The following is a 10,268-nucleotide window of genomic DNA, read 5'->3' on the forward strand; positions in this document are numbered from 1 at the left end:
TGTCCACGCCCTTCTAACCGGGTGACCACCGATTAGGACACTCTCCCGTGTGTTTGTCGGGCGAAAACTTTAATTTATCATGATAAACGCCATCGGGCCTGGTCGGGCCCGATCGCTTTTCACTCGGATTGCGGAGAATTCAGAAGTTCCCCTGCGCCCCGCACACCGGCTGTGCTCAGCGCTTGGCGCGCAGTCGCGCAGCCTCGTAGAGCACGATGCCCGCCGCGACACCGGCGTTCAGCGACTCGGTCAGCCCGGACATCGGGATCCGCACCCGCATGTCGCAGGTCTCCGAGACCAGCCGGGACAGGCCCTTGCCCTCGCTGCCCGCGACGATCACCACCGGACCGGTCAGCAGCTCCAGGTCGCCCAGCTCGGCCTCGCCGTCGGCGGCCAGGCCGACCACCATGAGGCCGGCCTTCTGGTAGGCCTCCAGGGTGCGGGTGAGGTTGGTGGCCCGGGCGACGGGCAGGCGGGCGGCCGCGCCGGAGGAGGTCTTCCAGGCACCGGCGGTCATGCCGGCCGCGCGGCGCTCGGGGATGACCACGCCGTGCGCGCCGAAGGCGGCGGCGGAGCGGACCACGGCGCCGAGGTTGCGCGAGTCGGTGACGCCGTCCAGCGCGATGATCAGCGCGTCCTGGCCCGAGTCGGAGGCCTCGACCAGCAGGTCGTCGGGGTGCGCGTACTCGTACGGCGGCACCTGGAGCACGAGGCCCTGGTGGTTGAGCCCGCCGGTCATCTGGTCCAGCTGCGGGCGCGGGGCCTCCATCAGCGGGATGCCGCGGTCGTTGGCGGCCTGGAAGGCGTCGCGGACGCGGTCGTCGGTGTCGACGAACTGCTGGACGTACAGCGCGGTGGCCGGGACGCCGCCCTGAAGGGCCTCGACGACCGAGTTGCGGCCGAAGACGAGCTCGGCGCTGCCCGCACCGCCCCGGCCGCCGCGACCGGCGCCGCCGGCGCGGCGCATGCCGGCGCGGGCCTTGGCGTCCCGCTCGCGCTTGACCGCGGCGTTGGCGGCGCGCTGCTTCGGGTGGCCCTTGCGCTCCGCTCCGGGCGGGGTCGGGCCCTTGCCCTGGAGCGCCTTCCGGCTGTGGCCGCCGGTACCGACAGACGCGCCCTTCTTCGATCCGGGGTTGCGGCGGTTCCTGCGCTGGCTGTTGCCGGCCATGGCTGTACTTCCTGTCTGTCCGGCATGCCCGGCCGCCCCGTTCTGTCCGGCGGCGGCCGACTGCATGCGCTACGTCATGCGGGAGGGCCGCACCGGTCCGGTACGGCCCACCCTCACCCCGATCGTCAGATGGGGTTACTGGCTGTTGATCGTCCAGCGCGGGCCGGACGGGGTGTCCTCGATCACCAGCCCGGCCAGGCCGAGCTGGTCGCGGATGGCGTCCGCGGTGGCGAAGTCCTTGCGCTGACGCGCCGCCTGCCGCTGGTCCAGGACCAGGCGGACCAGCGAGTCGACCACACCGTGCATGCTCTTCATTGTCCCAGGCTCGCCGCGCTCCGCCCCGACCCACTGCGGGTCGAGCGGGTCGAGACCCAGCACTCCGAGCATCGCACGGACCTCGGCCAGACGCGCCACCGCGTTCTCCTTGTCGTCCGCGTTCAGGGCGCTGTTGCCCTGGCGGACGGCGGTGTGCACGACGGCGAGCGCCTGCGGAACGCCCAGGTCGTCGTCCATCGCCTCGGCGAAGGCCGGCGGCACCTCGGGGGCGGCGTCGACCGCCCCGCAGCGCTCGACGGTGCGCTGGATGAAGCCCTCGATCCGGCCGAACCCGGCCTCGGCCTCGCGCAGGGCGTCCTCGCTGTACTCGATCATCGAGCGGTAGTGCGGGGTGCCCAGGTAGTAGCGGAGCACGATCGGACGCCAGCGCTGGACCATCTCGGAGACCAGCACCGAGTTGCCCAGCGACTTGCTCATCTTCTCGCCGGCCATGGTGACCCAGGCGTTGTGCACCCAGAAGCTGGCGAAGGCGTCGCCGTAGGCCTTGGACTGGGCGATCTCGTTCTCGTGGTGCGGGAAGATCAGGTCCAGCCCGCCGCCGTGGATGTCGAAGGCCGGGCCGAGGTACTTGTGGACCATCGCCGAGCACTCCAGGTGCCAGCCCGGCCGGCCGCGGCCCCACGGGGTCTCCCAGCTCGGCTCGCCCGGCTTGGCGGCCTTCCACATCGCGAAGTCGCGCTGGTCCCGCTTGCCGGTCTCGCCCTCGCCCTCGGGCTGGCGCAGGTCGTCGAGCTTCTGGTTGGAGAGCGCGAGGTACTCCGGGTACGACTTCACGTCGAAGTAGACGTTGCCGTCGGCCGCGTAGGCGTGGCCCTTCTCGATGAGCCCCCGCATCATCTCGACCATCTCGGGGATGTGCCCGGTGGCCCGCGGCTCGACGGTCGGCGGCAGGCAACCGAGCGCGGTGTAGCCGTCGTTGAACGCCCGCTCGTTCTCGTAGGCGATCTGCCACCACGGGATGCCGAACTCGCGCTCCTTGGCGATCACCTTGTCGTCGATGTCGGTGACGTTCCGGGCGAAGGTGATCTGGTAGCCGCGGTAGGCGAACCACCGCTGCATGATGTCGAAGTTGAGACCGGACCGGATGTGCCCGATATGAGGCGCCGACTGGACGGTAGCGCCGCACAGGTAGATCGAGACACAACCCGGTACAAGCGGGACGAAGTCGCGTACCTGGCGGGTGCTGGTGTCGTACAGGCGAATGCTCACAGCGTCAAGCGTAGTGGGCAGGAGGGGGTGCCCCGCGACATTCCCCGGGAATGATATGCAGCACTCCCGGGGAACCACGGGCCGCGCGGGCCGGTCAGATGTTGCCGACCACCTTGCGCGGGCTGAGCCGGACGACCACCCGGACGTCGTCCGGGCCGTCGAACCCGTACTCCTCGCCGCGGTACTTGCGGGACAGTTCGTTGATCAGCTCCCGGCCGCCCTCGGTGGTCATCGTCGCCGAACCGCGCACCTCGACGTACTCGTACGGGTTCTCCGGCGGGTTGACCACGAGCGAGATGCGCGGGTCCCGCACCAGGTTGAGGTGCTTGCGGCGGCCCTGGACGGTGGAGAACAGGATGTCGTCGCCGTCCCGCGTGACCCAGACGACCGAGGACTGGGGGCTGCCGTCGGGCTGGATCGTGGACACCACGGCAAAGCTCTTGCGGTCGAGCAATTCCTTGGCGGGGCCTGAGAGTTCGACGCCCATCGAGAACCTCTTCTCATCGTCGGCGGTACGGCCCGAGGGGAAGCCCCGCCCGGGCCCGAAACCGCACACTACCGACCGATCCACCGCCACGCGGGGTGAACACTCGTCAGGGCCCGCCTATTCCGGCCCTGCCGACCGCGCCCGGCTCAACGCCGTTCGTACACCAGGGCCGTGGCGATCGCGGCCAACCCCTCGGCCCGACCGGTCAGGCCCAGGCCGTCCGTGGTGGTGCCGGACACCGACACCGGCGCACCGGCCGCGGCCGACAGCGCGGCCTGCGCCTCGGCCCGCCGCTTGCCGATCTTCGGCCGGACGCCGACCACCTGGACCGCGATGTTGCCGATCTCGAAGCCCTCCGCGCGCACCAGCCGGGCCGCCTCACCGAGCAGCTTCACCCCGGACGCGCCGGCCCACTCCGGCCGGTCGGTGCCGAAGTGCGCGCCCAGGTCGCCGATCCCGGCGGCCGAGAACAGCGCGTCGCAGGCCGCGTGCGCGGCGACGTCGGCGTCCGAGTGCCCGGAGAGCCCGACCCCGGCGTCCGGCCACTCCAGTCCGGCCACCCAGAGCGGGCGGCCGGCCTCGAAGGCGTGCACGTCGGTGCCGATACCCACGCGCGGCAGCACGGGGGCCGGGGCCCGGTCGGCGGGCGTCAGCGGGTCAGTAGGCATCGGCGGCCCTCCGGCGGGCGAGTACGGCCTCGGCGAGCACGAGGTCCAGTGGACGGGTGACCTTGAACGCCTCCTCGTGGCCGGGCACCACGACGACCTGGCCGCCGTAGCGCTCCACCAGGCCCGCGTCGTCGGTGACCGGCGGCGCGTCGGCGGCGCCTGCGGCCTCCTCGGCCAGCGCCTTGGCGTGCACCCCGACCAGGGTGGCCCGGTCGAAGCCCTGCGGGGTCTGCACCGCGCGCAGGGTGGCCCGGTCGGGCGTGTCGAGCACCGGCTCGGGGCGGCCCGGGTTCGGCTCGACCCGCTTCACCGTGTCGGCCAGCGGCACCGCGGGCACCACCGCCCCGGCCCCGGCCCGGACGGCGGCCGCCACCGCGTCCACCACCTCGACCGGGACGAGCGGGCGGGCCGCGTCGTGCACCAGGACGATCTCCACCTCGGCCGGGATCGCGGCCAGGCCGAGCCGGACCGACTCCTGGCGGGTGGCGCCACCGGCGACCACCCGGATGTCCTTGCCGTCCAGCCCGTGGCTGTCCAGCAGGGCGACCACCTCGGCCACCCCGTCGGCGGGCGCGGCGACCACGACCAGGCCGACCGCCCGGCTGCGGGCCAGCGCCCGCACGGCGTGCACCAGGAGCGGCACGCCGCCCAGTTCCCGCAGGGCCTTCGGGGCACCGGGCCCCAGCCGCTCACCGCGTCCGGCGGCGGGCACCACTGCTGCTGCGACTGCTGCTGAGGCGTTCAGGTTTCACTCCTTCGGAGAAGTGGGTATGGCCTTGGCGTGCCCGGCGGGCGCTACGGGCCCCTTCCGAAGAATTACGGTCCAACCGTCCGCCGCACAATCCCGCAGAATCGGTCTTGCAGGACGGAAAACGGTCTTGCCGGGCCTGGACCGGCTCGGGGCGGGGGCGTCGTCCGGACACGCCTCAGCGCCCGAAGTGCCACTGCACCACCCCGGGACGCTTCGTCCTGGGAGCGGCGCGCCGACACCGGGCGCTGTGAGCGGTGGGCGGCAGCCCGACTGCGCTACGAGGCCAGCACCTCGTCGAGCAGCGTCTCCGCCTTGTCCTCGTTGGTGTTCTCCGCCAGCGCGAGCTCGCTGACGAGGATCTGGCGCGCCTTCGCGAGCATCCGCTTCTCGCCGGCCGAGAGGCCGCGCTCGCGCTCACGGCGCCAGAGGTCGCGCACAACCTCGGCGACCTTGATAACGTCGCCAGAGGCGAGCTTCTCCAGGTTCGCCTTGTAGCGACGGGACCAGTTGGTCGGCTCTTCGGTGTACGGTGCGCGCAGCACCTCGAAGACCCGGTCCAGACCCTCCTGGCCGACTACATCGCGCACGCCGACGAACTCCGCGTTCTCAGCGGGCACGCGGAGCGTCAGGTCTCCCTGCTGCACCTTGAGCACCAGGTAGGTCTTGTCCACACCTTTGATCTGGCGAATTTCGATGGCCTCGATCAGCGCGGCCCCGTGATGGGGGTAGACCACCGTGTCGCCAACCTTGAACGTCATGTGACAGGACCCCTTCCGTGGCTTTCCAGAATAACACGCTTTTCAGCGCACCCGAAGGGCGTTTTCGCAGGTCAGGGCCGGTCTCGGGGCTTGACAAGGACCCCCATGACGTGCTGCGACCGGTGTTCGAGGGAGGCTTCCCGCAGGTCGGAGGCGGTTCCAGCGTTCGGCGAAACCTTGCGCAACACTCTGGAAACCATGATTGGATCTTGGGTTTTCACCGTTTATCGGGCCGTATCCACATCGTTATTCGATCTTGGTCGAAGCTTGTCCCGAGAGTGACCCGGACACGCCACAAGTGCGGCCGGACGGCCGCCCCGCGAACCCCGGGAGTGCGACACGGGGACCACCCCGTGAGGAGCGCATAAGCGAGGTCGATAATCTGAGACCTGACCTATCGACACGTTGACTTAGGAGAAGCCGCCGCCGTGAGCCGCAGCCTTCGACGCGGCAGCATCGCCGCCATCGCCGCCATCGCCATCGCCTCGCTGTCGTCCTGCGCCGCCGGCAACACGCCGGACACGCTGCAGGTCAAGCCCGACAACGCGGCGGCAACCCTCGGAACGAACCTTCGGCTGAACAACATCGTGGTCGTCACCGGGGACGAGTCCTCGGGCGAGCACAACGGTCCCGCCAACGTGACCGTCAACATCGCCAACACGGGCAGCACCCCGGCGGAGCTGCAGTCCATCACCGTCGGCAACGGTGCCACCGCCGCGTTCTCCGACGCCGCGGGCGCCCCGCTGTCCACCATCGTCGTCCCGGCCGGCGGCGCCGTGGCGATCGGTGGCAACGGCAATCCGTCCGCCAAGGTCGCCTCGGTCGGCGTCCAGGTCGGCGGCTTCACCCCCACCTCGTTCACCTTCAAGGACGGCCAGAAGGTCGACGCCCAGGCCGGCGTGAGCCCGAACGCGGGCCTCTACAAGGGCTTCGGCCCGACGCCGGCCCCGGCGGCCGCGCCCACCAAGGGCGCCACCGCCGCGACCACCCCGGCCGCCGGCACCACCACCCCGGCCGCCCCGGCCACCACCGGTGCGCCCGCACCGTCCGGTTCCACCACCCCGGGTGCCACCCAGTCCGCCGGCGCCCACTGACGCACCACCCGGCGTCCGGCGGGCCCTCCCGGGCCTGCCGGACACCAACGCGAAGGCCCCCTCCGGCGACTGCCGGCGGGGGCCTTCCGCGTCTGTCCGCGCCCGCGGTTTACGGCTCGAACTTGTAGCCCAGGCCGCGGACCGTGACCAGGTAGCGCGGGGCGCCCGGGTCCGGCTCGATCTTGGCCCGCAGGCGCTTCACGTGGACGTCCAGGGTCTTGGTGTCGCCGACGTAGTCCGCGCCCCAGACCCGGTCGATCAGCTGCATGCGGGTGAGCACCCGGCCCGCGTTGCGCAGCAGCATCTCCAGCAGGTCGAACTCCTTCAGCGGGAGGTCGACCTTGGCGCCGTCCACGGTCACCACGTGCCGGTCGACGTCCATCCGGACCGGGCCGGCCTCCAGGGCGCCCGGGCCGCCGCCGTTCTCGCCGGCACCGCCGTCCTCACCGCGGCGGCGCAGCACCGCCCGGATCCGGGCGACCAGCTCACGGGTGGAGTAGGGCTTGGTGACGTAGTCGTCCGCACCTATTTCCAGACCGACCACCTTGTCGATCTCGCTGTCCTTGGCGGTGACCATGATCACCGGCACGTTGGAGCGCACCCGCAGCTGACGGCAGACCTCGGTGCCCGGCAGGCCCGGCAGCATCAGGTCGAGCAGGACGAGGTCGGCGCCGTTGCGCTCGAACTGCTCCAGGGCGTCGGGGCCGGTGGCGGCGACAGCCACCTCGAAGCCTTCCTTGCGGAGCATGTACGAGAGGGCGTCGCTGAACGACTCCTCGTCCTCGACCACCAGTACTCGGGTCACGATCAGGCCTCCGGGGCAAGCTGGGGGGTTGTGTCTGACAGGGGGTGTTCCCGCTCCCCCGTGGGGAGCGGACGGTCCGTGCGGCCTGTGGTGGCCGTCCGGTCCGTGGTGAGGGTTCTGGTGGGCGCGGCGGCGGCGCCACGGCTGCCGGTGGCATCGCGGGCGCCGGTGTCGTCGAGGTCGTCGGTGTCGTCGAGGTCGTCGGCCTCGGGCGCCTGCCCGGCGGGCAGGCGGATGGTGAAGGTCGAACCCTGGCCCTCGACGCTCCACACCGAGACCGTGCCGCCGTGCGAGGCGGCGACGTGCTTGACGATGGACAGGCCGAGGCCGGTTCCGCCGGTCGCCCGGGAGCGGGCCGGATCGACCCGGTAGAAGCGCTCGAAGACGCGCTCGCGGTCCTTCTCCGAGATGCCGATGCCCTGGTCGGTGACCGAGATCTCGATCAGCTCGCCGTCCGCCTCCCCGAGCGCCGCGGCGCTGGAGATCCGGCGGGTGGCGATCGCGACCCGGGTACGGGGCGGACTGTAGTTGACGGCGTTCTCGACCAGGTTGCCGAGTGCCGCGGCGAGCTGGCCGCGGTTGCCGTGCAGGTAGAGCCCGGCGATGCCGCCGGCCGTGATCAGGATCTGCTTGGCGGCGGCCTGCTGGCGGCAGCGGTCGATCGCCTCGGCGATCAGCTCGTCCACCGCGACGGGCTCCGGGTCCACCATCAGCCGGTCGTCCTGCACCCGGGAGAGGTCGATGATCTCCTGGACCAGGCTGGCCAGCCTGGTCGCCTCGATCTGCATCCGGCCGGCGAAGCGCTGCACCGCCTCCGGGTCGTCGGACGCGTCGGCGACCGCCTCGGAGAGCAGCGACAGGGCGCCCACCGGGGTCTTCAGCTCGTGGCTGACGTTGGCCACGAAGTCCCGGCGGACCGCCTCCACCCGGCGGCGCTCGGTCTGGTCCTCGACCAGCACCAGCACCAGCCGGGAGCCCAGCGGGGCGACCCGGACGGAGACCGCGAGCGGCTCGCCCGCACGGGCCACGCCGGGGCGGGGCACCTCCAGTTCGACCTGGCGGATCTCGCCGTCCCGGCGGGTGGCGCGCGCCAGCGAGAGCATCTGGTCCACGGCGACCGCGCCGCCGCGCACCAGTCCCATCGCGTACGCCGCGGAGCTGGCCTTGACCACCTCGTCGCCCTCGCCCAGCACGATCGCGCAGGAGCGGAGGACGGAGAGGACGGTGTCCACCCCCGGCGGCAGCGGGGGCTCCGGGGTGCCGGCGCCCAGCCCTTGGTGCCGACCGTGGTGTCTGCTGCTGGTGCCGCCGTACCTGCCCCTGGCCTGCTCGCGCTCGCTCCAACGGAAGGCGATGGAGGCCGTGAGGCCGACGCCGAGCCCGGCTATGGCGCAGGCAGCGGCGGCGGCCACGTTCACGTCCATGTGGCCAGCGTAAGCGCACGGCCAGGGCACTCCCCAAGGGCCCGATCAAGGCATCGGCCACGCGTTGCCGAGAATTCACCTTCACGTGGCCGCTGATTCACCACACCGGCCGTGCATCGTCGCCCGGACGGCCCAGAGTTGGCCATGCAGCCCGTGTGGGAGTGGGCGGCGGGCCGAACCACCGGCCGCCGTCTCAGGTGTGCGCGTACGATTCGCGCCACCAGCAGCGGTCACCCGGACGACAAGACGATCGTCGGACGGGCCGGCCGGTCGGCACCGCCACCGACACAGCTACTGAGGAGAGAGCATGCGCGACGCGTACCACGAGGAACTCGATGCGATCGGCGACAGCCTGGTCGAGATGGCCCGACTGGTCGGCTCGGCCCTGGGCCGGGCCACCACCGCACTCCTCGACGCGGACCTGGCGCTGGCGGAGAGCGTGATCGCCGCCGACGAGAAGATCAACGACCTCCACCACGAGCTGGAGAACCGCGCGATCGACCTGCTCGCCCGCCAGCAGCCGGTCGCCACCGACCTGCGCATCGTCGTCACCTCGCTGCGGATGAGCTCCGACCTGGAGCGCTGCGGCGACCTCGCCCGGCACGTCGCCAAGGTCGCACGGATGCGCTACCCCGACTCCGCCGTGCCCGGCGACCTGCACTCCACCGTCCTGGAGATGGGCCAGCTCGCCCAGCGCCTGGTGGCCAAGACCGGCCTGGTGATCGCCACCAAGGACGTCGACAAGGCCCTGGAGCTGGAGCAGGACGACGACGCGATCGACTCCCTGCACCGCGAGCTGCTGTCGCACCTGATCGACGACCGCTGGCACCACGGCATCGAGACCGCCGTCGACATCACCCTGGTCGGCCGCTACTACGAGCGCTTCGCGGACCACGCGGTGTCGGTCGCCAAGCGCGTGGTGTACCTGGTGACGGGCGAGCACGTGGCCGAGTTCGTGGCCTCCTCGGAGGCCGCGGCGGCGGAGTGACCTCGTGCGGGTGCGGTGCGGCCGCCTCGGGGCTCGGGGCTCAGCATCTCGGGGCTTGGGGGCTCGGGACTCGGGGCTTCAAGGGGCGGCCGCTCCCCCCACAGGGTGAGTAAACCTGCGACAGGGGTGGTGGGGGCGCACGACGACCCGTACATCCCACCACTGCGCGCCCGTTGACGCTCCCTCCGATCGGCGGCTTCACTCGACGTTGGGGGCACAGGACTGTGCCCGTCACTAGGAGGGAACAGCTCGATGAAGGCCAACCCCACCCGACCGGCACGCGCCCACGAAACCGTCGAGCCGCCCACCCCGAAGCTCCTGCCCGTCCTCGCGGCCGGCTGCGGCTGCGGCCCCGGCTGCGGCTGCGGCTGCCAGTCCGGCGCGCCCTGCCAGTGCGGCGGCGCGGACGGCGGCTGCTGCGGCGGCCACTGAGCGGTCCGCCGCCGAGGAGTTCCCGAGGGTGGGGGGGCCGGGCGGCGGGGGGCGCGCGCGGGGGGGGCCGGGGGGCGCCGGGGCGCGGGGGCGGGGCCCGCCCGCGCCCCCCCCCCCGGCCGCGGGGCCGGGGGGGGGGGGCGGAGGT

Annotated in this window: 11 protein-coding genes; 3 read left to right on the forward strand and 8 right to left on the reverse strand. The window is 72.1% G+C overall.

Going from position 1 to position 10,268, the window contains the following annotated elements:
* Window positions 1-175: 175 nt before the first annotated feature.
* The 6 genes from rlmB to ACFV6D_RS23450 form a co-directional block, all read right to left on the reverse strand.
* Complete coding sequence (gene rlmB / locus ACFV6D_RS23425; RefSeq protein WP_063348798.1) at window positions 176-1,168, reverse strand: 23S rRNA (guanosine(2251)-2'-O)-methyltransferase RlmB; 993 nt, start codon at window positions 1,166-1,168, stop codon at window positions 176-178.
* Between the two features lie 135 nt (window positions 1,169-1,303).
* Entirely contained in the window at window positions 1,304-2,713 is a 1,410-nt protein-coding gene (cysS, locus tag ACFV6D_RS23430; RefSeq protein ID WP_380378032.1) for a cysteine--tRNA ligase, read from the reverse strand.
* A 94-nt stretch (window positions 2,714-2,807) separates the two neighbouring features.
* Window positions 2,808-3,200: a PPOX class F420-dependent oxidoreductase gene (locus ACFV6D_RS23435; protein ID WP_063348796.1), complete on the reverse strand. Its 393-nt coding sequence runs from the start codon at window positions 3,198-3,200 to the stop codon at window positions 2,808-2,810.
* Between the two features lie 146 nt (window positions 3,201-3,346).
* Window positions 3,347-3,868, reverse strand: coding sequence for a 2-C-methyl-D-erythritol 2,4-cyclodiphosphate synthase (ispF, locus tag ACFV6D_RS23440; protein ID WP_350878367.1), 522 nt, complete (start codon window positions 3,866-3,868; stop codon window positions 3,347-3,349).
* On the reverse strand, window positions 3,858-4,583 hold the full coding sequence (ispD, locus tag ACFV6D_RS23445) for a 2-C-methyl-D-erythritol 4-phosphate cytidylyltransferase (RefSeq protein WP_107452910.1): 726 nt from the start codon (window positions 4,581-4,583) through the stop codon (window positions 3,858-3,860). The genes ispF and ispD overlap by 11 nt, the downstream gene beginning before the upstream one ends.
* A 311-nt stretch (window positions 4,584-4,894) precedes the next feature.
* Entirely contained in the window at window positions 4,895-5,377 is a 483-nt protein-coding gene (locus tag ACFV6D_RS23450) for a CarD family transcriptional regulator (RefSeq protein WP_030244332.1), read from the reverse strand.
* 428 nt (window positions 5,378-5,805) lie between these two features.
* On the opposite strand from ACFV6D_RS23450, the gene ACFV6D_RS23455 reads away from it, so the two are divergent.
* The gene (locus ACFV6D_RS23455) at window positions 5,806-6,471 is read left to right on the forward strand and encodes a DUF461 domain-containing protein (RefSeq protein ID WP_363375142.1); all 666 of its coding nucleotides are present in this window, start codon (window positions 5,806-5,808) and stop codon (window positions 6,469-6,471) included.
* 109 nt (window positions 6,472-6,580) lie between these two features.
* On the opposite strand, the gene ACFV6D_RS23460 is transcribed toward ACFV6D_RS23455, so the two are convergent.
* Window positions 6,581-7,276 (reverse strand): response regulator transcription factor, encoded by a 696-nt coding sequence (locus tag ACFV6D_RS23460; RefSeq protein ID WP_030061050.1) that lies wholly within the window; start codon window positions 7,274-7,276, stop codon window positions 6,581-6,583.
* Between the two features lie 2 nt (window positions 7,277-7,278).
* Complete coding sequence (locus ACFV6D_RS23465) at window positions 7,279-8,700, reverse strand: sensor histidine kinase (RefSeq protein ID WP_380341334.1); 1,422 nt, start codon at window positions 8,698-8,700, stop codon at window positions 7,279-7,281.
* A gap of 307 nt (window positions 8,701-9,007) precedes the next feature.
* Here ACFV6D_RS23465 and phoU point away from each other — a divergent pair, with 307 nt between their 5' ends.
* Both phoU and ACFV6D_RS23475 read left to right on the forward strand, forming a co-directional pair.
* Window positions 9,008-9,688, forward strand: coding sequence for a phosphate signaling complex protein PhoU (gene phoU, locus ACFV6D_RS23470; protein WP_063348792.1), 681 nt, complete (start codon window positions 9,008-9,010; stop codon window positions 9,686-9,688).
* A gap of 252 nt (window positions 9,689-9,940) precedes the next feature.
* Window positions 9,941-10,120, forward strand: a complete 180-nt coding sequence (locus tag ACFV6D_RS23475) for a hypothetical protein (protein WP_063348791.1) — start codon at window positions 9,941-9,943, stop codon at window positions 10,118-10,120.
* The last annotated feature ends 148 nt before the right edge of the window (window positions 10,121-10,268 follow it).

The sequence above is a fragment of the Kitasatospora sp. NPDC059812 genome (assembly GCF_042732075.1).
GTDB lineage: Bacteria > Actinomycetota > Actinomycetes > Streptomycetales > Streptomycetaceae > Kitasatospora.